This is a genomic window from Stenotrophomonas sp. RIT-551, from assembly GCF_026241915.1.
Taxonomy (GTDB): Bacteria; Pseudomonadota; Gammaproteobacteria; order Xanthomonadales; family Xanthomonadaceae; genus Stenotrophomonas; species Stenotrophomonas bentonitica_A.
Map to the genome: position 1 here is coordinate 235,729 of NZ_JAPJIU010000005.1, position 25,489 is coordinate 261,217.

At 66.4% G+C, this 25,489-nt stretch carries 24 protein-coding genes and 1 tRNA gene; 12 read left to right on the forward strand and 13 right to left on the reverse strand.

The features are described 5' to 3' along the window. The first annotated feature begins 37 nt into the window (after positions 1 to 37). Positions 38 to 1,039, forward strand: coding sequence for a hypothetical protein (locus tag ORK51_RS08905; protein WP_266084750.1), 1,002 nt, complete (start codon positions 38 to 40; stop codon positions 1,037 to 1,039). A 61-nt stretch (positions 1,040 to 1,100) separates the two neighbouring features. Continuing rightward, positions 1,101 to 2,585 (forward strand): alanine/glycine:cation symporter family protein, encoded by a 1,485-nt coding sequence (locus ORK51_RS08910; RefSeq protein WP_266084751.1) that lies wholly within the window; start codon positions 1,101 to 1,103, stop codon positions 2,583 to 2,585. Positions 2,586 to 2,637: 52 nt separating this feature from the next. Here ORK51_RS08910 and ORK51_RS08915 read toward each other — a convergent pair whose 3' ends face one another. The 4 genes from ORK51_RS08915 to ORK51_RS08930 form a co-directional block, all read right to left on the reverse strand. Then, a complete protein-coding gene (locus tag ORK51_RS08915) occupies positions 2,638 to 4,059 on the reverse strand; it encodes a M28 family peptidase (protein ID WP_070425799.1) in 1,422 nt (473 codons plus the stop codon). Positions 4,060 to 4,216: 157 nt separating this feature from the next. Then, positions 4,217 to 4,630: a large-conductance mechanosensitive channel protein MscL gene (mscL, locus tag ORK51_RS08920; protein WP_019183921.1), complete on the reverse strand. Its 414-nt coding sequence runs from the start codon at positions 4,628 to 4,630 to the stop codon at positions 4,217 to 4,219. 57 nt (positions 4,631 to 4,687) lie between these two features. Further along, a complete protein-coding gene (locus ORK51_RS08925) occupies positions 4,688 to 5,395 on the reverse strand; it encodes a fumarylacetoacetate hydrolase family protein (RefSeq protein WP_070425798.1) in 708 nt (235 codons plus the stop codon). A gap of 117 nt (positions 5,396 to 5,512) precedes the next feature. After that, positions 5,513 to 5,788: a hypothetical protein gene (locus tag ORK51_RS08930; protein ID WP_019183923.1), complete on the reverse strand. Its 276-nt coding sequence runs from the start codon at positions 5,786 to 5,788 to the stop codon at positions 5,513 to 5,515. 179 nt (positions 5,789 to 5,967) lie between these two features. On the opposite strand from ORK51_RS08930, the gene ORK51_RS08935 reads away from it, so the two are divergent. After that, the gene (locus tag ORK51_RS08935; protein WP_102788267.1) at positions 5,968 to 6,315 is read left to right on the forward strand and encodes a Rieske (2Fe-2S) protein; all 348 of its coding nucleotides are present in this window, start codon (positions 5,968 to 5,970) and stop codon (positions 6,313 to 6,315) included. A gap of 42 nt (positions 6,316 to 6,357) precedes the next feature. Here ORK51_RS08935 and ORK51_RS08940 read toward each other — a convergent pair whose 3' ends face one another. The 4 genes from ORK51_RS08940 to thiS are packed head-to-tail and all read right to left on the reverse strand — an operon-like array spanning position 6,358 to position 9,997. Next, positions 6,358 to 8,205, reverse strand: a complete 1,848-nt coding sequence (locus tag ORK51_RS08940; RefSeq protein ID WP_019183925.1) for an SLC13 family permease — start codon at positions 8,203 to 8,205, stop codon at positions 6,358 to 6,360. Positions 8,206 to 8,229: 24 nt separating this feature from the next. Further along, a complete protein-coding gene (gene trmB / locus ORK51_RS08945; protein ID WP_266084752.1) occupies positions 8,230 to 8,964 on the reverse strand; it encodes a tRNA (guanosine(46)-N7)-methyltransferase TrmB in 735 nt (244 codons plus the stop codon). Further along, entirely contained in the window at positions 8,964 to 9,758 is a 795-nt protein-coding gene (locus ORK51_RS08950; RefSeq protein ID WP_019183927.1) for a thiazole synthase, read from the reverse strand. Before ORK51_RS08950 ends, trmB begins: the two co-directional genes overlap by 1 nt. 38 nt (positions 9,759 to 9,796) lie before the next feature. Next, positions 9,797 to 9,997, reverse strand: a complete 201-nt coding sequence (gene thiS, locus ORK51_RS08955) for a sulfur carrier protein ThiS (RefSeq protein ID WP_019183928.1) — start codon at positions 9,995 to 9,997, stop codon at positions 9,797 to 9,799. A gap of 206 nt (positions 9,998 to 10,203) precedes the next feature. Between thiS and ORK51_RS08960 the strand changes: the two genes are divergently transcribed. From ORK51_RS08960 to ORK51_RS08990, 7 genes are all read left to right on the forward strand, one after another. Beyond that, positions 10,204 to 12,033, forward strand: coding sequence for an autotransporter domain-containing esterase (locus ORK51_RS08960; RefSeq protein ID WP_019183929.1), 1,830 nt, complete (start codon positions 10,204 to 10,206; stop codon positions 12,031 to 12,033). A 124-nt stretch (positions 12,034 to 12,157) separates the two neighbouring features. After that, a tRNA-Gly gene (locus ORK51_RS08965) sits at positions 12,158 to 12,231 on the forward strand. Between the two features lie 291 nt (positions 12,232 to 12,522). Then, entirely contained in the window at positions 12,523 to 12,918 is a 396-nt protein-coding gene (locus ORK51_RS08970; RefSeq protein ID WP_266084753.1) for a YybH family protein, read from the forward strand. Between the two features lie 146 nt (positions 12,919 to 13,064). Beyond that, complete coding sequence (gene rimK / locus ORK51_RS08975) at positions 13,065 to 13,958, forward strand: 30S ribosomal protein S6--L-glutamate ligase (RefSeq protein WP_266084754.1); 894 nt, start codon at positions 13,065 to 13,067, stop codon at positions 13,956 to 13,958. A gap of 259 nt (positions 13,959 to 14,217) precedes the next feature. Then, on the forward strand, positions 14,218 to 14,697 hold the full coding sequence (locus tag ORK51_RS08980) for a hypothetical protein (RefSeq protein ID WP_266084755.1): 480 nt from the start codon (positions 14,218 to 14,220) through the stop codon (positions 14,695 to 14,697). Positions 14,698 to 14,850: 153 nt separating this feature from the next. After that, positions 14,851 to 15,528 carry a response regulator transcription factor gene (locus ORK51_RS08985; protein WP_019183933.1) on the forward strand — a complete coding sequence of 226 codons (678 nt, stop codon included), beginning with the start codon at positions 14,851 to 14,853 and terminating at the stop codon, positions 15,526 to 15,528. After that, positions 15,491 to 16,855: a sensor histidine kinase gene (locus ORK51_RS08990; RefSeq protein ID WP_070425794.1), complete on the forward strand. Its 1,365-nt coding sequence runs from the start codon at positions 15,491 to 15,493 to the stop codon at positions 16,853 to 16,855. Before ORK51_RS08985 ends, ORK51_RS08990 begins: the two co-directional genes overlap by 38 nt. Before the next feature lie 83 nt (positions 16,856 to 16,938). Here the strand turns inward: ORK51_RS08990 and coaE are convergent, their stop codons facing one another. The 3 genes from coaE to ORK51_RS09005 are packed head-to-tail and all read right to left on the reverse strand — an operon-like array spanning position 16,939 to position 19,691. Then, on the reverse strand, positions 16,939 to 17,550 hold the full coding sequence (gene coaE, locus ORK51_RS08995) for a dephospho-CoA kinase (RefSeq protein ID WP_266084756.1): 612 nt from the start codon (positions 17,548 to 17,550) through the stop codon (positions 16,939 to 16,941). Between the two features lie 10 nt (positions 17,551 to 17,560). After that, positions 17,561 to 18,424 carry a prepilin peptidase gene (locus ORK51_RS09000; protein ID WP_046273837.1) on the reverse strand — a complete coding sequence of 288 codons (864 nt, stop codon included), beginning with the start codon at positions 18,422 to 18,424 and terminating at the stop codon, positions 17,561 to 17,563. 7 nt (positions 18,425 to 18,431) lie between these two features. Then, positions 18,432 to 19,691, reverse strand: a complete 1,260-nt coding sequence (locus ORK51_RS09005; protein ID WP_266084757.1) for a type II secretion system F family protein — start codon at positions 19,689 to 19,691, stop codon at positions 18,432 to 18,434. Positions 19,692 to 20,052: 361 nt separating this feature from the next. On the opposite strand from ORK51_RS09005, the gene ORK51_RS17865 reads away from it, so the two are divergent. Then, the gene (locus ORK51_RS17865) at positions 20,053 to 20,454 is read left to right on the forward strand and encodes a prepilin-type N-terminal cleavage/methylation domain-containing protein (protein WP_323054011.1); all 402 of its coding nucleotides are present in this window, start codon (positions 20,053 to 20,055) and stop codon (positions 20,452 to 20,454) included. 134 nt (positions 20,455 to 20,588) lie between these two features. Continuing rightward, entirely contained in the window at positions 20,589 to 22,319 is a 1,731-nt protein-coding gene (gene pilB, locus ORK51_RS09015) for a type IV-A pilus assembly ATPase PilB (RefSeq protein ID WP_019183939.1), read from the forward strand. Between the two features lie 92 nt (positions 22,320 to 22,411). Here the strand turns inward: pilB and ORK51_RS09020 are convergent, their stop codons facing one another. Both ORK51_RS09020 and ORK51_RS09025 read right to left on the reverse strand, forming a co-directional pair. Beyond that, a complete protein-coding gene (locus ORK51_RS09020; RefSeq protein WP_046273839.1) occupies positions 22,412 to 23,797 on the reverse strand; it encodes a sigma-54-dependent transcriptional regulator in 1,386 nt (461 codons plus the stop codon). Between the two features lie 70 nt (positions 23,798 to 23,867). Continuing rightward, positions 23,868 to 25,481, reverse strand: coding sequence for a sensor histidine kinase (locus ORK51_RS09025; protein WP_070425791.1), 1,614 nt, complete (start codon positions 25,479 to 25,481; stop codon positions 23,868 to 23,870). Positions 25,482 to 25,489 lie beyond the last annotated feature (8 nt).

A 25,489-nucleotide genomic window follows, 5' to 3' on the forward strand; every position in this document is an offset into this window, starting at 1 on the left:
CACCTCTGCGCCGCCGCCCATTCTTCCGGAGATGTCCATGACCTTGCCGTTGTCGCATTCGATCCGTCTGATTCCCCTTGTCGCCGCCGTCGTTGCCGGTGCCATCCTCTGCGCGCCGGGTGGGGCGCAGGCGCGCAGCCTCGACGATGCCAATTTCACCGGTCCGCTCATCACGCCCAATCCTGCGGGTGTGGCGCAGGGGCACCTGTACGTGGAGCCTTACCTGATCCGCGTCGACAGCCGCTCCAGCTACGACGGCGCCGGTAACCGCCATCGCAGCGCGCAGGACAGTGGTGCCTGGCTGGCAGTGATGCCGATCATCTATGGGCTCGGCGAGCGGGTCACGGTGCAGGCCAACCTGAGCGCGGTCCGTGCCGAATCGGGGAGCGCCCGCAGCAGTGGCTTCCGCGCGGGCGATACCACTGCCAGGCTGCAGTATCTGCTGCAGGCACCGAGCGCCGATGGCACCCGCCCAGCGGTTTCGTTGGCGTTGAGCCAGCGCTACGCCACCGGCAGCCACGATCGGGTTGGCGGCAATCCGCTCAATGCGCAGGGCGATGGCGTCCAGCGCACCAGCCTGGCGCTGGGCATCCAGCAGGTGGTGTGGATGCCCAATGACCGGCCGCTGCGCTGGCGCGGGCAACTGAGCGCCAGCCCGGCACCGGCACGTGTGGCGGTACACGGCCACAGCGTGTACGACACCCCCGCAGGCTTCCGCGGCAGTGTCGCGCGCGGATCCACGCTGTCGGGCTCGCTGGCCGCCGAATACAGCATCAACCCCCGATGGGTCGCGGTGATGGAGGCGGCCGCGAGTCGCGAAACCCGTCATCGCCTCATCGGCTATGCACCCGATGCGCAGGGAATCGCGCAGCACATCGATGAGGTGCGTCCTGCCAGTACGAGCCTGACTCTGGCACCTGCAATCGAATACCACTTCACGCCGAAGATCGGCCTGATCGCCGGCGTGGAATTCAGTGTCGCCGGGCGCAACAGCGGCCACTTCATCAGCCCGCAGGTGGCCTTGGGCATGTACTTCTGATGCAACGACCAAAGCTCGTGGATGCCATACGGCATCCCGCCGACACGATAAGGAGTACCCCATGAGTGTGGAAGCGGCCATTGGCTGGATTCTCGGTGTGATCTGGAGCCCTGTGCTGGTTGGGCTGTGTCTGCTGGCAGGCCTTTATTTCAGTGTGCGTACCCGCTTCGTCCAGCTGCGCAGGTTGCCGGACATGGTGAGGTTGATGTTTCAATCGCGCGCGTCGGCCGCCGGCGTGTCCTCATTCCAGGCCTTGAGCATTTCCCTGTCCAGCCGGGTCGGCGTGGGCAACATCGCAGGCGTGGCGATGGCCATCGCCTACGGTGGGCCCGGCGCGATCTTCTGGATGTGGATCGTGGCCTTCTTCGGGGCCTCCAGCGCCTTCATCGAGTCCACGCTTGCGCAGATCTACAAGCAGCGCGATGCCGAAGGCCTGTACCGCGGCGGCCCGGCGTACTACATCGAGAAAGGTCTTGGGCAACGTTGGTATGCGTGCCTGTTCGCATTGAGCACGGTGATCGGTGCCGGTCTGTTCCTGCCGGGTACCCAGTCCAATGCCATCGCGGCCTCGCTGTCACATGCGTGGGAGGTCCCGGCGTGGGCCTCGGCGGCCGGGGTGGTCATGGTGCTGGCGCTGGTGATTTTCGGCGGCGTGCGTCGCATCGCGCAGGTAGCGCAGTTTGTCGTTCCGTTCATGGCGGTGGCGTACCTGCTGGTGGCGGCGATCGCGGTGGTCTTCAACCTGCAGGCCGTGCCTGAGATGTTCATGCTGATCGTGCGCAGTGCATTCGGTACGGACGCTGCGTTCGGCGGCATGATCGGTGCAGCGATCATGTGGGGCGTCCGGCGCGGCGTGCTGTCCAACGAGGCGGGCATGGGCACCGGCGCGCACCCTGCCGCCGCCGCCGAGGTCAGCCATCCGGTCAAACAGGGCCTGGTGCAGTCGTTCTCCATCTACATCGACACGCTGGTGGTCTGCAGTGCGACGGCCTTCCTGATCCTTGTCACGGGTGCGTACAACGTGCATGACCCCGTCCAGGCAGAGGTGGCAGGCGGTGGGATGCGGATGATCGTGGCCCATGTGCCGGGCCTGGAAGCGGGGCCGAGCTTCGTCCAGCATGCGGTCGAATCGGTGCTCCCCGGCTTCGGGTCCGCCTTCGTTGCCCTGGCGATTCTGCCGTTCGCCTTCACCACGCTGCTGGCGCTGTATTACATCTCCGAGACCAACGTGGTGTATCTGCGTCGCAACCATCGATCGCCGCTGGCGCTGCTGCTGTTCAGGCTTGCGTTCCTGGGCGCGGTCACCTATTCGGCGCTCAACACCGCGACCGTCGCCTGGTCATTGGGTGATATCGGGGTTGGCATGATGGCGTGGTTGAACATCATCGCGTTGCTGTTGATGCACCGGCCGGCGTTGCTGGCACTGCGCGACTACGAACAACAGCAGCGGGCCGGCCTGGATCCGTGTTTCGATCCCGAGCGGATCGGCATCCGCAACGCAGCCTTGTGGAAAGACATCGCGGCGGCAAAACGCATGCCTGGCTGATGATCGCGGCAGCAACGGGCGTGGCCGGGATGGCCACGCCCGTTGCCCGGGATTACTCGCTCGGCGGCGTGGTCGGCTTGGCTTCGCTGCCGAAGCTGCCATCGGCCTCGGCCGCCAGGTAAGCGAACACGGTGTAAGCGGCCACGTTCTGCGCCAGGGCGGCGGGGTCGATCTTGTCCAGGGTGTCGTCGGCGGTGTGGTGCAGGTGGAAGTAGTCACTGCCGTCCTGCGCCAACCACGCCCACGCGCCGCCCTTGGCGGCCAGCGGGCCCACGTCCGGGCCCGGGCCACCCTTGTCGGCGGCGTACTCGATGCCGAGCGGCTTGAGCACCTCGGCGATCTGGCGGGTCGCCTCGCGCGAACTGGCGGGATTCGGCGAGCCGGTATTGAAGGCGTAGATGCGGCCGGCGCCGAAATCGCTCTCGGCCGCGAGCTGGTGCAGCACCACGTCCTTGGCGTGCGCTTCGGCATATGCCTTGCCGCCATACAGGCCCTGCTCTTCATTGGCGAAGGCGACCACGCGGATGGTGCGCTTGGGCGCCTGCTTGAGCTGGCCGATCAGGTGGCCGGCGGCCATGGTGATGCCAACGCCGGCACCATCATCCACCGCGCCGGTGCCCAGGTCCCAGGAGTCCAGGTGACCGCCGATCACCACCACTTCCTTGGGCAGGCTGCGCCCGGTGATCTCGCCGATCACGTTGTACGAGGTTGCCTTGCCGTCCCAGCCGCAATCCAGGCTGAGCTTGAGCGTGGTGCTGCCCAGTGCGACCAGGCGCGCCAGCTGGTTGGCATCGGGCACCGACAGCGCCGCAGCGGGTACCGGGGTCAGGCCGTCATCGAAGCGGGTGATGCCGGTATGCGGCACGCGGTGCGAGTCGGTACCGGCCGAGCGCATCACGAAGCCGATCGCGCCCTTGCGGATGGCCTCGGAGGGGCCTTTGCTGCGCACCGCGCCGCCGTTGCCGTAGTCGCGGCCATCGCGGTAGGCGGTCATCTGGTAATCGACGAAGGCGATCTTGCCCTTCAGCGACCCCTCGGGCGCGGCCTGCAGCGCGGCCAGGTCAGCGAAGCGCACCACTTCCGCCTCCACCGTGCCACCGGGGCTGCCGCCGAGCGCGGTGATGGTCAGCGGCTGGGCGTGCTTGCCGATCACCTCGGCGTGCTCACTGCGGCGCTCCCACTTGGGGAAGGTGACCGGCTCGGTCCAGACCTTGTCAAAGCCCAGTGACTTGAACTTGGCCACCGCCCACGCGACGGCGCGCGCGTCGGCTTCACTGCCGGCGATGCGCGGGCCGATCTCGGTGGTCAGTGACTCGACCACCTTCCAGCCGGTGTCATCCTTCAGGGCCTGCTCGCGCAGCTCGGCGGCGGTGGCCAGCGATGTGGGGGGCAGCGTGGTGATACCGGTCGCCGCGAACGCGGGCGCGGCCAGCAGGGCGAGGGAAGATGCGATGGCAAGGACGCGGCGACGCATGGGACGAACTCCGGGAAACGGGGCGGAAGCGTCCGAGCTTACCAGTCTGTCCGGCGCGTACATGGGCGGGAGGTCATGCTCCGGCGAATGCTGTTTTCCAAACGCGAAAACCCCGCCGGAGCGGGGTTTTCAGGCCGGCACTACCGGGGGTGGGGTCTTACTGCTTGAGGTTGTCGCGGATCTCGCGCAGCAGCAGCACTTCTTCGCTCGGTGCCGCCGGGGCGGCCGGCTCGGCCTGCTTCTTGCGGGCCAGGCGGTTGATGAACTTCACGACCATGAAGATCGCAAAGGCCACGATCACGAACTGCACCACGGTATTGAGGAAGTCGCCGTAGCCGATCACCACCGCCGGGATCTCCTTGCCATCGGGCGCAATGCGCGCCGGGGCCAGGGTCCACGCCAGTTCGGAGAAGTCCACGCGGCCGATCACCCAGCCCAGCGGCGGCATGATGATCTTGTCCACCAGCGCGGTGACGATCTTGCCGAACGCCGCACCGATGACCACACCGACCGCCAGGTCGATGACGTTGCCACGCATGGCGAATTCTTTGAACTCAGTCAGTACACCCATCGGGCTCTCCTGTCGTAGTGGGGAATCAAATGACGCCGCAGCGTAACGCAGCGATTGTCATCCGGCGATGATGCCGTGGCGCTCGGCCACGTTTTCCAGACGTGCGCTGAAACGGTCGCCCGGCTTCAATGCGGCCACGCCCGACGGCGTCCCCATGAAGACCAGATCGCCCGCGCGCAGCGCCCACAGCTTGGAGAGCTCGTGCAGGATTTCCGGCACGTTCCAGATCATCTGGTCCAGCAGCGACTGCTGGCGCACTTCGCCATTGATCTCCAGCGAGAGGTTGAGCGCGGCCAGATCGCCGACTTCGCCGGCCGGCACCAGCTCGCTCACCGGGGCGGACTGATCGAAGCCCTTGGCCGGGTCCCACGGGTGGCCCTTGGCCTTGGCCTGCGCCTGCAGATCGCGGCGGGTCAGGTCCAGGCCGACGCCGTAACCGAACACCAGCGCTTCGGCCTGGTCGACCGGCAGTTCCCCGGCAGGCGCGTCCCTGCCGATCGCCACCACCAGCTCCACTTCGTGGTGCAGGTCCTGGGTGGCGCGCGGGTAGGGGATCACATCGTCATGCCCGACCACGATCGCATCGGCCGGCTTGCTGAAGAACATCGGGCGGCCGCGATCATCGGCGGCGGGCACGGCCGCGCCCATTTCGCGCGCGTGATCGGCGAAGTTGCGGCCCACACAGTAGATCCGGCGCACCGGGAAAGTACCGCCACCGGCGACCGGAATGCGGGGCTGCTCGGGCGTGGGGATTACATCGGTCATGCGCGCGTCCTGTGGAGAGGTTTCGCCGCAGTCTAGAGCGTTTTCCCGCTCCTTTCCGCTCCCACAACAGAAACGGCCGCGCAGGGCGCGGCCGTCATCAGGAGGGAAGCGCGTCGATCAACGCGACATCGGCAAGGCCTGCTTGCGGACCACGCGGTATTCACCGTCCACGACCTGCGACGGAGCGGTGCGCGCATTCTTGCGCTGGGCGAGCAGCTTCCATGCCAGGCCGGCGATGATCATCGCCGCGCCCACGAATACACCAACGAACACCAGCGCGGCCAGGATCGCCAGGCCCAACAGACCGACCGCGACGCGCACCAGCGGGTGGCGCGGCTTGCGCGGCGCGAACAGGGTGCGGAACTGGTTGAACTGGAAGATGCGGCTGTACATGGCACTCTTTTTGGCTGAGGTCAGCAGTGGATGAGTATCCGTGCTGGCCTTTGTGACTGAGTGAAAAAAGCGTTAAACGTACCCCGCACACATTGCAAATCAATGACTTGTATTCATCCGGGAGCCAGTGACATGAGCGCGTGAGACACTACGGTTTCCGTTGCCTGCTGCTGGATGCCATGTCCCCGCCCGAGACCACCGCCACCGCCCTGATCACCCTGCAGGCCATTGCCGACGGGGGCTTCGCCGAGGTCGACGCCAGCATCGAGGGCGACAGCGAGTCGGTGGTGCTGTACCGCCAGGGCGACCAGGTGCGCGCGTGGCTGAACATCTGCCCGCACGCCGGTCGCCGGCTGGACTGGGCCCCGGGCCAGTTCCTGAAAAGCAGGGAAGGCCACCTCGTCTGCGCGGCGCACGGGGCCTCGTTCTCCCTGGACAACGGCGACTGCGTAGCTGGACCGTGCCGCGGTGATCGCCTGCGCGCGGTGCCCGTGCAGGTGCGCGATGGGCAGGTCTGGTTGGGATGACGACGAACGGCCGGCCACCCATTACCTGACGGCCGGCACTCCCTAGAACATCAGGTTGATCATCAGCACCACGACCACCGTATAGATCAACGACAGCGGGGCGCCGACGCGCCACAGCTCGCGCGGGGTGTAATTGGCCGGGCCGGTGATCATCGAGATCACCGGGTTGGAGGCCGTCATCAGATTGTTGGAGGCCGACAACGCCACGATCAGCGCGAACGCGGTCGGGCTGCCCCCGGCCGCCAGTGCCAGGTTTACCGCGATGGGCACCATCACGATCGTCGCGCCTACATGGCTGATCACCAGCGAGAACATCGTGGTCAACAACGCCAACGCGATTTCCAGCACCCAGACCGGGATGCCGGTCGGCAGGCGGTCGATGGTGTGGCCGGCGATCCACGCCGCCGCGCCACTGCTGTCCATCGCCCAGCCGAGCGGAATCAGCCCGGCCATCATGAACACCGTCTTCCAGTTGATCGAGGCATAGGCCTCGTCCATGCGCAGCACGCCGGTCAGCAGCATGCCGGCCACGCCGGTCATCAGGGTCAGCGCCACCGGCAGCTTGGAGGTCAGCGCGATCAGGATGGTGATGGCGAAAATGCTCATCGCGATCTTGAACTTGTGCGGGCGCTGCTCGCCCTTCGGGTAGTCGGTGACCACCACGAAGTCGCGGCTCTTGGCCGCCTGCGCCAGGTCGGTCCAGATGCTGTGGAAGACCAGCATGTCACCGGCGCGCAGCGCCACGTTGCGCACGTCCTCGCGGATCACCTGCTTGTCGCGGTTGATCGCCAGCAGGCTGATGCCGCGCTGCTTGCGCAGGCGCAGGTCCGAGGCGCTCTTGCCGATCACATCGGAGGTCGGCGGCACCACCGCTTCGGAAATGCCGGCGCGGCTCGGGTTGAACAGGTCGCCCAGGTGCTTCAGGCGCGAGGACATCCGCAGAAACTGGTTCTGCGCGAAATCGCTGACCTGCTGGCGCGCGCCCATCACGCCGAGCACGCTGCCGACCCAGATGCGCATCTCGGCCGGCGGGGCCAGCCGGGTGTCGTTGCCGGTCTTGAGTGCCAGCAGCAGCGGCGCGTCGTGCACGTTCTCCGCTTCGCCCAGGGTCATGCCGACCAGCGGGCTTTCGGCAGTGACCACCAGCTCGAACACATCGCCTTCGATGCCGTAGGTCTTGGCGAAGTAGCTCTCGGTGCGCGAGGGGGTGACGCCATCGTTGGCCAGCGTCTCTTCCTCCACCAGCTTGCGGTCGCCGAAGTAGCGGAAGTACAGCAGCGAGGCGATCAGCAGCGCCACGCCGATCGGCAGCGGGGCGAACATGCGCAGCGGTTCGATGGTGGCCAGGCCGGAGGGCAGGTTGTTGTTGGCCGAGGCCAGCAGATCGTTGAGCAGGATCAGCGGCGAGTTGCCGACCATGGTCAGTGCGCCGCCCATCACGATGGCCGCGGCGATCGGCAGCAGCAGGCGCTGCAGGGTCAGCCCGGTGCGCGCGGCCAGGCGCGAGGCGACCGGCAGGTACAGCGCCATCACCGAGGGGTTCTGCATGAACGAGGAGTTCAAGCCGGCGATCGCGGTGGTCATCATCAGCAGGCGCGTCTCCACGCCATGCCCGCGCCGCAGCAGCCACGCCGCCAACCGGTTCAACGCCCCGGTGCGGTCCAGGCCTGCGCCGAGGATGGTGGTGGCGATGATGCTCATCACCGCGTTACCGGAGAAGCCCCCGAAGATTTCTTCCGGGGCGATCAGGCCGGTGACGCCGAGCACCACCAGCACCACCAGCGCCACCACGTCGGCGCGGATGCGCTCGAACAGGAACATCGCCATCGTGAAGCCGACCAGCCCGAGGACGAGCTTCATGTCGGTAGTCAGCGTCAGCGCGGTATCCATGGGGTGGCGCGGTTCCTAGTCGGATCAGGTGCGGTCGTACAACAGGTCCCACACACCATGGCCGAGCTTCTGGCCACGGGTTTCGAAATGGGTCTGCGGGCGCCATTCCGGCCGCTCCACCTGCCCACGCGGGCCGGCCCGGTTGGTCAGCCCGGCGGTGGCGTCGAGCACCTCCCACATCTGCTCGGCATAGTCTTCCCAGTCGGTGGCGCAGTGCAGGCGGCCACCGATGCGCAGCTTGCGTACCAGCAGCTCGGCAAAGCCGGGCTGGATCAGGCGGCGCTTGTTGTGGCGCTTCTTATGCCACGGGTCCGGGAAATAGATGCGCACTTCATCCAGCGCGCCATCGGCGATTTCCTTCTCCAGTACTTCCACGGCATCGTGGTGGTACAGGCGCACGTGGTCGGCGTTGTCGTCGGCCAGCGCGTTGAGCAGGCGGCCGACGCCGGGCGCGTGGACTTCCAGGCCGATGTAATCGCGGCTCGGGTCCTGCTGGGCGGCGAAACGCAGCGCCGCGCCGTTGCCGAAACCGATCTCCAGCACCTTGTGCGCATCGCGCCCGAAGGTGGCATCCAGATCGCGCGGCTCACCGGTGAAGTCCAGCCCGAAACGCGGCCAGCGGTCGTCGAACGCACGCTGCTGGGCGGGGGTGAAGCGGCCCTGGCGCAGCACGAAACTGCGGACCTCGCGGCGGCCTTCGGTGATGGTGAAGGGCTTGGGCGGTGCCTTGGCACCGGCGCTGTCGAAAGGATTGGTCATCAGCCGATCAACCCGTCGATCGGCGAGGACGCACTGGCGTAGCGCTTGCGCGGAATGCGGCCGGCCAGGAAAGCCTCGCGGCCAGCTTCCACGGCCTTGCGCATCGCGCTGGCCATCAGCACCGGGTTGCGTGCACCGGCGATGGCGGTGTTCATCAGCACGCCATCGCAGCCCAGCTCCATCGCGATCGCCGCATCGGAGGCCGTGCCCACGCCGGCATCGACGATGATCGGCACCTTGGCGTCTTCGATGATCTGCAGCAGGTTGTACTTGTTCTGGATGCCCAGGCCCGAGCCGATCGGCGCGGCCAGCGGCATCACCGCGGCGCAGCCGATCTCTTCCAGGCGCTTGGCCAGGATCGGATCATCGGAGGTATAGACCATCACCTCGAAGCCATCCTTGACCAGCTGCTCGGCCGCCTTGAGGGTCTGCACCACATCCGGGTACAGGCTCTTCTGGTCGCCCAGCACTTCCAGCTTGGTCAGGTTGTGGCCGTCCAGCAGCTCGCGGGCCAGCCGGCAGGTGCGCACGGCGTCCTCGGCGGTGTAGCAGCCGGCGGTGTTGGGCAGGATGGTGTAACGGTCCGGCGGCAGCACGTCGAGCAGGTTCGGCTCGCCCGGGTTCTGCCCGATGTTGGTGCGGCGGATCGCCACGGTGACGATCCGGGCGCCCGCGGCCTCGGTGGCCAGGCGGGTTTCTTCCAGATCCTTGAACTTGCCGGTGCCGGTGAGCAGGCGGGAAGCATAGGTCTTGCCGGCGATCACCAGCGAATCAGTGGGGACAGGTGCGTTCATGCCCCGAATTATCGCCTATCGCGCGTCACGATGCTGCCTCAGCCACCGCCCAGCGCATGCACGATCTCCACCACGTCGCCATCGCACAGCCCATGGCTGGCGTGCTGGCTGCGGGTCACGATCTCGCCGTTGACCTCGACCGCCACGCGGCGCTCGAGCAGCTGCTCGCTGAGCAGCAGGTCATGGACGGTCGCGGTGTGGGGAAGCTGGCGGTTTTCGCCGTTGAGCTGGATGTTCATGACGCTATTGTCCTTCAATCACCCGTCAGTGCGTACCCTGTGCGCCGCGCGGCAACAGTGCCGCGAGCGCCAGGCCAACGATGGCCGGGCGGCGGGGCTGGGGCGTTCATGCCGCAGCGCAGCGTGATGCGGGCCGGGTGCAGTGGAAACATGGCACCGTGCGCCGGCGTACGTCCCGCCGTCTTCCCCACCTGCAAGGAGTTTCCATGTTGCTCAGCAAACGCCCGATCCGTTCCCTCATGGCCGTGGCCATCGCCCTGGCGGCAGCGCCGGCCATGGCGCAGTCGCCGTATACCAAGACCGTCTTCATCGGCGACAGCCTGACCGACTCCGGCTACTTCCGCCCGCTGCTGCCGGCGGCGGTGCAGGCGGTGACCGGCAAGTCCACCACCAACCCCGGCTGGACCTGGGCCGAGCATGTCGCCAACTACTACGGCACCAACGCCGGTGCCCACGGCAACGGCCAGAACGGTGACAACTACGCCATCGGCGGCGCCCGTGTCGGCGTGGACACCAGCCAGGTGCTCATCCCGGGTACCCCGGCCGTGCCGGTGTACTCGCTCAAGACCCAGACCGCGCAGTACCTGGCGGCCAACGGCGGCAAGGCCGACCCGAAGGCGCTGTACACCGTGTGGGGCGGCGCCAACGACCTGTTCGCGATCCAGGCCGGCGCACCGCTGGTCCCGACCCTGACCGGTGCCGTCACCGACCAGGTCGGCATCGTCGGCACGCTGAAGGCGGCCGGCGCCGAGTACATCGTGGTGCCGACCATCCCCGACGTCGGCCTGACCCCGGGCGCCCGCGCCGGTGGCCCGGCGGGCATGGCGGCCGGCACCGCGCTGGCCAAGGCGTACAACGACGCCCTGTTCGGTGGCCTGAAGGCCGCCGGCCTGCAGGTGATCCCGGTCGATACCTTCCACATCCTGCAGGAAATCGTCGCCAACCCGGGCCAGTACGGCTTCGTCAACGCGACCAGCCCGGCCTGCACCACGGCCGCCTCGCTGACCTGCAACCCGACCAGCTACGTCACCCCGAACGCGGCCAACAGCTATGTGTTCGCCGACGGCGTGCACCCGACCACCGCCACCCACGAGATGCTGGGCCAGTACACCCTGTCGATCCTGGAGGCCCCGCGCAACCAGCAGGTGCTGACCCACTCGGCGCAGACCATCGGTCGCTCGCGCGCCGACCAGGTCAGCTGGCACGTCGATGGCCGTCCGGCCGACGGCCTGAGCTGGTGGGGCAACCTGCGCGGCGACATGCAGCGTTACGCCCACGCCGATCTGTACGACGGCATGGCCCCGGCCGGCCTGTTCGGCGTGGATTGGGCGCGTGACGGCATGGTGGTCGGCGGCTTCGCCGGCTATGGCCGCATGGACGCCGATTTCGGCAACAACAAGGGTGACTTCACCCAGTCCGACACCACGCTGGGCCTGTTCGCCGGCTGGTACGGCGACCGCGCCTGGGTCAACGGCCAGCTCAGCTACAGCTGGCTGGATTACGACGTGACCCGCAAGCTGCAGCTCGGCCCGGCCACGCGCATCCACAAGGGCTCGCCGGAAGGCAGCAACCTGACCGCCGCGTTGAACGCCGGCTACGAGTTCGGCACCGAGGGCGGCTTCCGCCACGGTCCGGTCGCCGCCGTGATCTGGCAGAAGGTCAAGCTGGACGGCTACACCGAGTCCAACCCGAGCGCCTCGGCGCTGGGCTATGGCGACCAGGACACGGATTCCACCGTCGGCCGCGTCGGCTGGCAGGCCCGCTTCGACGGCGGCAACGTCAAGCCGTATGTGCAGGTCACCTACGACCATGAGTTCGAGGACACCAAGCAGGCCAGCGCCTGGCTGCAGTCCATGCCGGACGTGGGCATGTACAAGGTGCCGGGCCTGGAGTTCGACAAGAACTACGCCACCGCCGTGCTGGGTGCGCGCCTGAACCTGTGGGGCCTGAGCAGCAACATCGGCATGAGCACCACCACGATGCAGAAGCGTGCACGTGACGTGTCGCTGTTCGCCAGCTTCGGCGGCAGCTTCTGATCCAACGTGCGCAGTGCCCGTTCGCGGGCGCCGCGCACGGCGCCGGAAAGCGTGAAACAACGGGCGGCCCAGTGCCGCCCGTTGCGTTTGAGGGCCCCGCCCGAATAGACTTACGCCGCGCCTTGCGGGTGTAGCTCAATGGTAGAGCTGTAGCTTCCCAAGCTACTGACGAGGGTTCGATTCCCTTCACCCGCTCCATGTCCTCCTGTGCTTTTGGGGATGCCGGCCGCTCCGCACCCTCCGATCCCCTCCGCAATTTTTGTGCTCAGGTCAGGCCTGGGTCTTGATCGAGCCTTCAGCTGGGGCTTGCTGGCGGGTTTGCCAGTTTTCGACGCCAGTGATACGGTCACTGCATGCCACTTGTACGCGCCCGCACGTTGATTATTGCCACCCTCCATAAGGGTGGGTAGAGCGCGTCTTGTTTCAGACAACGCAACCCGCCGCGAGGCGGGTTTTGTTTTTCCGCCGCGGCCATTTTTGGAGTCAAGAATGTCCGATCATCCCCTGAAGACCCTTATCGAAGCCGCAGACCGATCCATATCGGCGAAGGACTTCGATGGCCTGATGCGGTTCTACACAGATGACGCCACCCTGGTGGTGAAGCCGGGCATGTACGCCAGGGGCAAGGACCAGATCAAAAGCGCATTCGAGGCAATCTCTTCTTACTTCGACGGCAAACTGAAGGTCCGCCAAGGCAAGATGGAAGTGATTGAGGGCGGGGAAACGGCGCTGGTTGTCATGGAAACCTGGCTGGATACCACTGATGAAGAGGGCGCTCCGATCTCGACGGTTCGCCGGGCCACCTACGTGTTTCGTCGGGAAACGGACGGCAGCTGGCTTTGCGCTGTAGACAACTCGTACGGCACTGCTCTGCTTGATAGTTGAAGACGGCGCCCCGGTCTCGCGGCGTGCACCCAGCCCATTAACAGCGGGAAAGTGCCGGATGCGGGCAGCTGGATCGCGAGCGCCGTCCGTCATCGCGGCCTACACGCCACGCGCTATGCTTCGCGCTTTCCAGCCCCTGCGCCGCGATGAAACTCGCCATCCTGTCCCGCAACAGCAAGCTGTACTCCACGCGTCGCCTGGTGGAGGCCGCGCGTGCGCGGGGCCATACCGTGCGTATCCTCGATCCGTTGCGCTGTTACATGCGCATCGCCGCGGATGGTTTCACCATGCATTACAAGGGCCGGCCGATCACCGGGGTGGACGCGGTGATCCCGCGCATCGGTGCTTCGGTCACCCGCTACGGGACGGCCGTGCTGCGCCAGTTCGAGATGATGGGCGCCCGCACGCCCAACCCCTCCGATGCGATCCTGCGTGCCCGCGACAAGCTGCGCGCGCACCAGATCCTGGCCTCCAAGGGCATCGACATGCCGGTCACGGTGTTCGGCGACAACCCGGACGACACCGTCGATCTGCTCTCGATGCTCGGCCCGCCGCCGCACGTGGTGAAGCTCAACGAGGGCACCCAGGGCCGTGGCGTGATCCTGACCGAGAAGGCCAGCGCCTCACGCGGCATCGTGGAGGTGCTGCGCGGGCTCTACGCCAACTTCCTGATGCAGGAGTTCATCGGCGAGGCGCAGGGCGCCGACCTGCGCTGCCTGGTGGTGGGTGACCAGGTGGTCGGGGCGATGCAACGGCAGGCGCCGGAGGGAGACTTCCGCTCCAACCTGCATGCCGGCGGCAGCGCCCGCGCCGCCAAGGCCAGCCGGGCCGAGCAGCTGGTGGCGGTGCGCTCGGCCAAGGCGCTCGGGCTGGGCGTGGCCGGCGTGGATCTGATCCGCTCCAGCCGCGGCCCGCTGGTGCTGGAGGTCAACTCCACCCCCGGCCTGGAGGGGATCGAGGCGATCTGCCAGGCCGACCTGGCCGGGCGCATCATTGATCACGTCGCTTCGTTGAAAAAGCCTTCAAATACAAAGGGTTGATCGGGTTTTTCAATGCCGATCGAGGTCTTAACATCGGTTTAATCGACCCCGGCGTAGGCTCTGTCGAACCGCAGCTCTGCCCTCCTCAGCAGGATCGGTAATCGGGAAACACCTTCAGGCCCGGCCAGCTTCGTCTGTCCGGGCCTTTTTCTGCCCGCGCAGGGCCCGCGGCCCCTGCCATGAGTAACTTGTCGGGCCCAGTGCATCCTCGTAGAGTTGGTGTTCATTCATGTGGATAAGGAAGTCGCAGATGTCACAGATGCATCGAATCATCGCTGTCGCGCTGCTCGGCTGTCTTTCGCTGGGTGCCCATGCCAAGCCGCCGGCGAACCCCGATGAGGCCGCGATGGCGCTCGCCGACGATGCGCCGGTTGCCGAGCAGCTGGCCAAGGTCGAGCGCGCGCTGCACAGTGAGGATTACAGTGAGCTGAGCGCGGCCGACAAGAGCCGCGTCCAGGCCGCTCTGGACCGTATCCGCACCAGGATGGCGGGCCGTGAGCGATTCGATCAGCTCACCCCGCCGCAGAAAGTAGAGGTCTTCAACGACCAGGAAGTGGTCAACACCTTGATGACCAACGCCAAGGAAGACAGTCGCATGGTCTGCCGCAGCGAACGTCCGATCGGCAGCAACCGCCCCCAGCGCACCTGCATGACGGTGGCCCAGCGCCGCCAGGCCACGGAAGACGCCCGGCAGATGAAGCGCGAGCTTCGGATTTCCGAACCCAAAGATGCCAGGTGATCACCGCTGGGTTTTGACGCTGCGCCAGCATTCGACGGTGTCTAATGTTAAGAATCGACGCTGTATGGTCAGCGTGAGGTCGCGCAGTCCCGTTCCCATCGCTGCCCTGCGGCTCCGTTCTTTCCGTTGAACCCCCACGAATCAGAGGTCCCAGTGCGAATTCTCGTCATCGAAGACAACAGCGACATTGCCGCCAACCTCGGCGATTACCTCGAAGACCGCGGTCACACCGTCGACTTCGCCGCCGATGGCGTCACCGGCCTGCACCTGGCGGTCGTCCATGAGTTCGACGCGATCGTGCTGGACCTCAACCTGCCCGGCATGGATGGGATCGAGGTCTGTCGCAAGCTCCGCAACGAGGCGCGCAAGCAGACCCCGGTGCTGATGCTGACGGCCCGCGATTCGCTGGACAACAAACTGGCCGGCTTCGACTCCGGCGCCGACGACTACCTGATCAAGCCGTTCGCGCTGCAGGAAGTCGAGGTGCGTCTGAACGCCCTGTCGCGTCGCGGCAAGGGCGTGCAGACCCGCGTGCTGGAAACCGGCGATCTGGAATACAACCTGGACACGCTGGAAGTGCGCCGCCAGGGCAAGCTGCTGCAGCTCAACCCGACCGCGCTGAAGATCCTGCAGGCGCTGATGGAGGCCTCCCCGGCCGTCGTCACCCGCCAGGAACTGGAAACCCGGGTCTGGGGCGAAGAGCTGCCGGATTCGGATTCCCTGCGCGTGCACATCCACGGCCTGCGCGCCGTGGTCGACAAGCCCTTCGAAGTCCCGATGATCCAGACCCGCCATGGCATCGGATACCGCATCGCCGCGCCGGAAGCCTGATCCGGTGACGGGGAAGGGGGAGCGTCGCCGCGCGCCATATCGGCGGCGGCTGCGCAGCCGCATCATCGTCTCGTTCGTGCTGTTGGGCTTCTGCCTGACCACGCTGTTTGCGTTTGCCACCAACTGGGCGCGGGCCCGGGTGGAGAACCAGCTCGTCGAAGACGTGATGAACCGCAACATCGATGAGTTCGCGCGCCGGTTCTACGAGAGCCCGGGGCGCAATCCCGCCGTCCCCGTGCAGCAGATCCGTGCTTTCGCCTATCCCAGCGACAAGTTCGACCGCGTGCGCGAAGAGCGTCCGGAGTGGGCGGCGTTTGCCACAGGCAACTACAAGCTCAGCGGCGTGGACGAGCACAACGAACCGTTCTCCTACAAGCTGGCCGTGCGCAAAGCGCCGGATGCATGGTTCTTCCTCGCCTATGACATGACCGAGAGCATCCGCGGCGAGGAGCAGCTCAAGCGCGCGCTGTTCTTCTCCGTGCTGGTGTTCAGCGCCCTGTCCCTGGTGCTGGGCTGGTGGTCCGCCTCCAAGGTGATGAAGCCGGTCTCCGATCTGGCCGCCCGCCTGCGTGCGTATCGCGGTGGCACCAGTGAGCCCGAACCGCTGGCACCGCGCTTCCCGGACGATGAAGTGGGCCAGCTGGCCCAAGCGCTGGATGACTACTCCGCGCGGCTGACCGAAGTGGTGCAGCGCGACCGCGAGTTCAACGCCGACGTCAGCCATGAGCTGCGCACGCCGCTGGCCGTGATCCGCGGTGCTACGGAGCTGCTGCTGACCCGCCCGGATCTCGATCCCAAGGTGTTGCAGCGCCTGCAGCGCATCCAGCGTGCCGAGCAGCAATGTACCGATCTGATTGGCGCGCTGCTGCTGCTCTCGCGCAACGAGCGCGGGCAGGGCAGCAGCAATGTCGCGCGGGTCTCCGAGCAGTTGCTGGATTCGCACCGTGCCCAGCTCGGCGGCAAGCCGCTCGAACTGATCCTGGAAGGCAACCACGACCTGGTGATCGATGCACCGGAATCGGCGCTCTCGGTCGCGTTGGGCAACCTGATCGGCAATGCCGTGAAGTATTCGAAGGAAGGCGCGGTGCGCGTGCGGGTGGGCAACAACGCGGTCGAGGTGATCGACAGCGGCCCCGGCCTGAGCGAGGAAGATGCCGCCAAGCTGTTCCAGCGCGGCTACCGCGGCACGCATGCGGGTCATTCGCAGGGTGGGGGGATCGGCCTGTCCATCGTCAGCCGCCTGTGCGATCTCTACGGCTGGCAGGTCAACGTGCGGCCGGGCGCCGGGCGCGGCGTCATCGCCACGCTGACCTTCTCCCCCGCCTGAAACGGTAGAGCCGACCGTTGGTCGGCTCCTGCCACCGACGTTGGTCGGCTCTCCTCTCACCGAGTTGGTCGGCTCCCCCAGTTCTACCGAGCCGCCAACTCCCGATAGGCCCGATCCAGCCGCTCCACATGCGCCTGCAGATTGTCCGGGTGCCCATCATTGACCACCACGTCGTCGGCCAGCGCCAGGCGCGCCTCGCGGCTGGCCTGGGCGGCAATCATCCGATCGGCCAGCGCGGCATCGATGCCGTCGCGCTGCATCAGCCGCGCGTGCTGCACGGCCACCGGCACGTCCACCACCAGGATGCGGTCCAGCCAGGGGTACTGCTGGCGGCCGCCGGCCTCGGTGAGCAGGGGAATGGCGGCAATCGCGTACGGTCCCTCGGCCTGCTCGCAGCTCTCGCGCAGCAGCTGGCGGATCGCCGGGTGGGTGATCGCCTCCAGCGCCTGGCGCGCCTGCGTGGAATCGAAGATGCGGGCCCGCAGCGCGGCACGGTCCAGCTGGCCGTCGGCCTGCAGGATGGCGTCCCCGAAGTGGGCGGCGATCCGCGCCAACCCCTCGCTGCCCGGCGCCACCACCGCGCGTGCGGCCAGATCGGCGTCGGCCACGGTGATGCCCAGCGCCTCGAAGCGGCGGCTGACCTCGCTCTTGCCGGCGGCAATGCCGCCGGTCAGCCCGATCACGAAGCGGCTCATCGCGCGGCCCTCAACGCAGGCCGGCGTAGCTCAGGTAGCCGTTGATCAACGGCTCGCCCCACATGAAGACGATCCAGCCGGCAATGGCCAGGTAGGGCCCGAACGGAATCGGCGTGGCCCGGTCGCGGCCGCGCGAGTACAGCCAGATCGAGCCGACGATGGCGCCCACGATGGACGACAGCAGGATGATCGGCAGGATGCCCTTGAGGCCACACCAGGCGCCCAGCGCGGCCAGCAGCTTGAAATCGCCGTGGCCCATGCCTTCCTTGCCGGTGAGCTGCTTGAACAGCCACCACACCGACCACAGCGACAGATACCCCGCCAAGGCACCCAGCAGGGCCGGTTTGGCGGGCATGTACAGGTTGTCGCTGGCCGCGATCAGGCCCAGCCACATCAGGGGCAGGGTCAATTGATCCGGTAACAGCTGGGTGCGCAGGTCGATACCGGACAGCGCCACCAGGAAGCAGCTCAGCACGATCGCGCCGAAGCCCTGCCAGCCGAACCCGAACTGCCAGACGCTGGCGGCCACCAGCACGGCGGTCAGCAGCTCCACCAGCGGGTACTGGATCGAGATCGGGGCATGGCAATGGCGACACTTGCCGCGCAGGACCAGCCAGCTGAACAGCGGGATGTTCTCGTACCAGGACAGCTTGTGCTTGCAGTGCGGGCAGTGCGAGGGCTCCACCACGATGCCCGGTGGTGGTGGCTCGTAGATGTCCGGCTCTTCCAGCACTTCGCGCGCATCGCGCTTCCACTCCCACTCCAACCGCTTGGGCAGGCGCAGGATGACGACGTTGAGGAAGCTGCCAAGGAGCAGCCCCAGCCCGACCGCGGCGGGATAGCCGAGGCCGGGATGCTGGTCGAGAAATGCCATTTATTGATTATCCAACCACGGAGGCGAGTTTGAAGATGGGCAGGTACATGCCGACCACCATACCGCCGACGACCACACCGATGAAGACCATGATCATCGGTTCGAGCAGGCTGCTCAAGGCATCGACCGCATTGTTGACCTCCTGCTCGAAGTACTCGGCCACCTTGAACAGCATCGTGTCCAGGGCGCCGGCCTCTTCGCCGATGGCGGTCATCTGCACCACCATGTGCGGGAAGATGTTGACCTGCTTCATGGCCATGTTGACCGGGTAGCCGACCGAGACATCGTCACGCATGCGCAGCACGGCCTCCTCGTAGACCTTGTTGCCGGTGGCGCCGGCCACGATGCCCAGCGCCTCCACCAGCGGCACGCCGGCCTTGAAGGTCACCGCCGTGGTCCGGGCGAACCGGGCGATCGAGCTGTTGTGCATGATCTGGCCGATCACCGGCACCTTCAGGATGAAGCGGTCCATGCCGTGCTGCATCGAGGGGGATCGCCGGTAGGCGAAGATGAAGCCCACGATTCCGCCAATCACGATGAGCAGAATGAGCCACCACCACGCGACCATGAACCTGGACGCGGCCACGATCAGCTGGGTGAAGGCGGGCAGGTCTGCACCGAAGCTCTTGAACACGTCTTCGAACTGCGGCACCACGAAGATCAGCAGGATCGCGCTGACGATCAAGGCCACCGCGATGACCATGGCCGGGTAGAACAGGGCCTTCTTGATCTTGCCCTTCAGGGCCTCGATGTTCTCTTTGTAGTTGGCCACCGTGTCGAGCACGGTTTCCAGCACACCGGCGCCTTCGCCGGCCCGGACCAGGTTGCGGTAGAGCTCGTCGAACTGTACCGGATGCTTGCTGATCGCCTCGTACAGCGAGGAGCCGCCCTCGATGTCGGTGCGGACGCTCTCCACCATCTTGCGCATGCGCGGGTTCTTGTGCCCGCTGCCGATGATCTCCAGCGAGCTGACGATCGGCACCCCGGACTTCATCATCGTCGCCATCTGGCGGCTGAAGAAGGCGATGTCCTTGGTGCTGATCGCACTGCCGGCCGCCCCGAACAGGGGCTTGGGCTTGGGCTTGACCACGTTGGGCGTGATGCCCTGGCGGCGCAGCTCGGCGCGCAGCAGATTGGCATTCTTGGCCGGCGTTTCGCCTTTCATCTTGACGCCGCGTTTGTCGGTCCCCACCCAGACAAACGGTTGCAGCTCCATGGTGTTGCGGACCACGGGCTCTTTCTTGATCGCACTACGGCTGACAGACATTTTCTGGCTCCCCAGCCACGCCATCCCCAGGCGGGCTATCTCGCGGCATGGTAGCCGGTTCCGTTGGCGCTGGGCAGTCCTTCGGGGTGCCCCGAAGCGATGGGCTGGCCGGACCGGGTGGGTCAGAAGGTGACGCGGCCGGTCACATTGCCGGGTCCGTCGCAATTTGTTGCGCGGGGGGTTCCAATCCGGAAGATTGCTGCCATCATTGCGCCGGGGAATGCTGGGGAGCATTGCCGACCCAGTTGGCATGCAACCTGCTTCGATCCACCCGCACAGGGCGCCCGCCCCGCTCAACCGGCTTGCCGGCATGGCGACGGCCCAGTGCTCTACACCTTATCTATCTCTAGGGGATGTACACATGAAGAACCAGAAGGGCTTTACCCTGATCGAATTGATGATCGTCGTGGCGATCATCGCGATCCTGGCCGCCATCGCGCTGCCGCAGTACAAGAACTACACCGCGCGCGCCAAGATCACTCAGGCGATTGCTACCGTGGCTGGCGAAAAGATCAAGGTTGCGGAAAATTTTGCTTCGGAAGCTTCTGATATCTGTGCGGGCGTTGCTAACTGCACCGGCAAGGATCTTAGCGATGTGAAGCTTGCGGGCAAGTCGAATGACGACTCGGCTAACGTGGAGATCACCGCTACGCCGCCGGCTGATGACAAGGCTCCCATCGAGTGGAAGTGCACTGTCAAGAAGTCCAGTGGGCCGTACAAGGATAAGCCGTGCGACGATCTGAATAAGGCTAAGGCAGCATAACAGCCCTTTCAATTCCGACGATATCAATATCGGACTGCTGAAAAAGTGCCCGCGAGTAATCGCGGGCATTTTTATTCGCGAACCTCGATGTTGCTCTGTTGCTACCCTAGCTACGACCTGATCGAGCCCACCCCATGAACACTGTCGCCGCCACCGCCAACCTCGTCGGCATCACCGGCATCGCCCGCCGCCTGGTCCAGGACGGCGCGCTGGACGAGGCCGCCGCCCGCACCGCCATGGCCGACGCCACCGCCGCCCGGCAGCCGCTGCCGCAGTGGTTCGCGGAGAAGAAGCTCGTCACCGCCGCGCAGCTGGCGGCCGCCAATGCGCTGGAGTTCGGCATGCCGCTGCTGGACGTGTCCGCGTTCGACAGCAGCCACAACGCCATGAAGCTGGTGAGCGAGGAGTTGCTGCGCAAGCACCACGTGCTGCCGCTGTTCAAGCGCGGTGGCAGGCTGTTCGTGGGCACCAGCAACCCGACCCATTCGCTGGATGAGATCAAGTTCCACACCAACCTGGTGGTCGAGCCGATCCTGGTGGACGAGGAACAGATCCGCCGCACGCTGGAGCAGTGGCAGACCAGCCAGGACACCCTGGGCTCGGCGCTGGGCGGCGGTGACGATGACATGGGCGACCTGGATGTCTCGGCCGGCGACGAAGAAGGCGGTACCACCGATGCGGGGATCGACGCCAAGGGCGATGACACCCCGGTCGTCAAATTCATCAACAAGGTCCTGATCGACGCCATCCGCAAGGGCGCCTCGGACATCCATTTCGAACCCTACGAAGACGACTATCGCGTGCGCCTGCGCATCGATGGTCTGCTCAAGAACGTGGCCAAGGCCCCGGTCAAGCTCAACCAGCGCATCGCCGCGCGCCTGAAGGTGATGGCGCAGCTGGATATCGCCGAGAAGCGCGTGCCGCAGGATGGGCGCATCAAGCTCAACCTCTCCAAGACCCGCCAGATCGATTTCCGCGTCAGCACGCTGCCGACGCTGTTCGGCGAGAAGGTGGTGCTGCGTATCCTCGATGGCAGTGCCGCCAAACTGGGCATCGACAAGCTCGGGTATGAGCCGGCGCAGCAGAAACTGTTCCTGGATGCGATTCACAAGCCCTACGGCATGGTGCTGGTCACCGGCCCGACCGGCTCGGGCAAGACGGTGTCGCTGTATACCGCGCTGGGCATCCTCAACGATGAGACGCGCAATATTTCCACCGCCGAAGATCCGGTGGAAATCCGCCTGCCCGGCGTCAACCAGGTGCAGCAGAACGTCAAGCGCGGCATGACCTTCGCCGCGGCGCTGCGCTCGTTCCTGCGCCAGGATCCGGACATCATCATGGTCGGCGAAATCCGCGACCTGGAAACGGCCGAAATCGCGATCAAGGCGGCGCAGACGGGCCACATGGTGCTCTCCACGCTGCATACCAACGATGCGCCGCAGACCATCGCGCGCCTGATGAACATGGGCATTGCGCCGTACAACATCACCAGCTCGGTGACCTTGGTGATCGCCCAGCGCCTGGCGCGCCGGCTGTGCAACCACTGCAAGCGCCCGGTGGAGCTGCCGGCCAACGCGCTGCTGGCCGAAGGCTTCACCCAGGCCCAGCTGGACGCGGGCATCAAGCTGTTCGAGCCGGTCGGCTGCGATGAGTGCACCGAAGGCTACAAGGGCCGTACCGGTATCTACCAGGTGATGCCGATGACCGACGAAATCTCCACGATCGTGCTGGCCGGTGGCAATGCGCTGCAGATCGCCGAGGCCGCGCAGCAGGCCGGGGTGAACGATCTGCGCCAGTCCGCGTTGGCCAAGGCCGCCGCCGGGGTGACCGGTCTGGCGGAGATCAACCGGGTCACCAAGGATTGATCAGCGCGGTTGGCTGATACGGAAAGGCCCGCGCAAGCGGGCCTTTCTGGTTCTGGGCTGGCGGATGCTGGGTCGCCACCCATGGGGTGGCGCTACTCCATGCCGAGCTTTTTCAGCTTGTAGCGCAGCGCCCGGAAGGTGATGCCCAGCTGGGCCGCGGTGCGGGTCTTGTTCCAGCGGTTTTCTTCCAGCGCCTTCTGGATCGCGGTGCGCTCCATCTGCTCGATGTAGGAGGGCAGGGCGCCATTGCCGGCGGGCAGGTCGACCACGGCTTCTTCCTGGGTGGCGGGCGCGCTGCCGGCCCCGAAGCGCGGCGCGTGCTGGGGCAGGCGCAGGTCGCTGGCGCCGATGCGGTCTTCCTCGGCAAGCGCCAGGGCACGCTCGAGGATGTTCTCCAGCTCGCGCACGTTGCCGGGGAAGTGGTACTGGGCCAGGGCGTCCAGCGCCGAGGGCGCCAGCAGCGGGGTCGGGCGGCCGTGGGTGCGGGCCAGCCTGGCCAGGATCGAGGCGGCCAGCGCGGGCAGGTCGCTGCGGCGTTCGCGCAGTGGCGGCACGCGCAGTTCGATCACGTTGATGCGGTAGTACAGGTCGTGGCGGAAGCGCCCGTCCTCGACCAGTTCGCCCAGGTCCTTGTGCGTGGCCGAGAGGATGCGCACGTCCACCGGCACCTCGGTGGCGGCGCCGACCGGACGGATCGATTTCTCCTGGATCGCGCGCAGCAGCTTGACCTGCATCTGCAGCGGCAGTTCGGCCACTTCATCCAGGAACAGGGTGCCGCCATGCGCCGCCTGGAACAGGCCGGGTTTGTCGGCATGCGCGCCGCTGAAGCTGCCCTTCTTGTGGCCGAAGAACTCGCTTTCCATCAGCTCTGACGGAATGGCGCCGCAGTTGACCGGCACGAAGGCGCCGGGCGCGCGGGCGCTCTGCGCGTGGATCGTGCGCGCGACCAGTTCCTTGCCGACGCCGGATTCGCCAAGGATGTAGACCGGCGCCTGGCTGCGCGCGACCTTGCCGATGGTGGCGCGCAGCACATCCATCGAAGGTGAGTCGCCGAGCAGGCGTGCGGCCTGTTCCGGGGCGAGCGGTGCAGGAGCGGGGCGCTCGGTGTTGTTGAGTTCCAGCGCGTGCTTGACCAGGCCGCGCAGCACCGAGATGTCGACCGGCTTGCTGACGAAATCGAAGGCGCCGGCCTTCAGGGCTTCCACCGCCAGGTCCATGCTGCCGAAGGCGGTGATCATCGCCACCGGCGTGCGCGGGTAGTGCTGCGCGATCTCGGTGACCAGCTCGATGCCGTTGCCGTCGGGCAGGCGCATGTCGGTGATGCACAGGTCGTACGGGTTGCTGGCCAGCAGTTCACGGGCTTCGGCGAGGTTGGCCGCGGTGCTGATGCGCAGGCCCATGCGGCCCAGGGTCAGTACCAGCAGTTCGCGGATGTCACGCTCGTCATCGACGACGAGGGCGCTGCGGGTGTCATTCATAAGGAGGGAAGATAGCCGAGGGCAGTCATTGGCGACAAATGTTTGACGGAGGCGACCAGGTATGCGCCGCTCATCCGGCCATCATCGTGTGCGGGCCGGCCAGCACGAGCCGGAAACAGGCGCCACCGGCAGGCACCGAGACGTACTCCAGCCGTGCCTGGTTGGCGCGGCACAGCTCCCGGGCGATATACAGGCCCAGCCCGGTGCCGTGCTCGGAGGTGGTGAAGAAGGGCCGGAACAACTGGCTGGCAACCGTCTCGGGAATGCCCGGGCCACGGTCCATCACATCGATGATGGCGGTGCGCTCCTGGCGCGCCACGCGCAGCCGCACGCGGGCCGGCTCATCGGCCACGCGGCCGTATTTGAGCGCGTTGTGGACCAGCACGGTGAGGATCTGGTGCAGGTGGCGCGGGTCGACCAGCGCGTGCACCGAGGTCTCGCTGATGATCGGTTCCACGCTGTCGGTTTCCAGCGACAGGCCCTGCTTGTACTCCAGTACGAAGCGGCGCACGAACGCGGCCAGGTCCACGTTCTCCGGGTTGGCGCGTTCGCGCCGCGCCAGCCCGAGCACGCTTTCGACGATGCCGTTGGTGCGCTGGCATTGCTGGTTGATGATCTGCAGCAGGCGGCGGTCGGTGTCGCCGATATCGGTGGATTCTTCCAGCAGCTGCGCGGCGTAGTTGATCGCTGCCAGCGGGTTGCGGATCTCATGGGCCAGGCTGGCCGAGAAGCGTCCCATCGCCGAGAGCGTCAAGGACTCGGCACGCCGCGAGACCACGGTCGAGTCATCCAGGAACACCAGGGTGAGGTCGCTGCCGGCCAGCAGGCGGGCGAAGCGTGGCTGCACTTCGGGTTGGTCCGGCGAGAGCTGCAGGGGCATCTCTTCATTGGTCCAGCCATTGCGCCAGCGCAGCAGCCGGCGGCTCAGCTCGGGCGCGGCGCTGCCCAGTTCCAGCCGGCCGCTGCCACTGTTGCCGTCGGCATCGCCGAGCAGGGTGGAGGCCGCTTCGTTGGCCAGCGTGATGCGATTGGCCCCGTCCACCACGATCACGCCGGTGCGCATGCGACGGATGATCAGTTCGTTGATCTGGAACAGGTTGGCCACTTCATCGCCGCGCTGGTTGGCCAGTTGCTGGTTCATGCGGGCGCGGTTGCCGACCTGGTAACTGATGAAGGCGATGGCCAGGTAGCTGGTGACGAACATGGCCAGTTCGGCCAGCGTGCGGGTCGGGTCGCCGCCTTCGATCTGTTTCCAGAGATACTCGCCGGCGGTGGCGGCACTGGCGGCCGCGGCCAGGCCCAGCCCCATGCTCAATGGGAGCAGCGTCGCGGCGGCGGCGATATTGAACAGCAACGACATCGAGATGCCCGCGCTGGCCCCGGGCAGGGCATGGGCCAGCAGGGTGGCGGCGATGATGTCGGCGGCCACGCTCCACACCACGATGGTGCGCAGCCAGCGCTCGTTGCGGCCGAACAGCAGCACCAGCACGGCCACCGCCAGATAGCCGCTGGCCACGAAGGTCGCCAGCCGGGGGTGGTCGGCGGTTCCCACCAGGCCGCTCAGCGGGCTGAACAGCAGCGCGCCGATGACGGTGGCCATCAGCAGGCGGTACAGCGCGAAGAAATACAGCTCGCGCCGCGGTATCGATTCGATGCGGTCGATCAATGAAGCACTGGGTGACACGCCGGAAC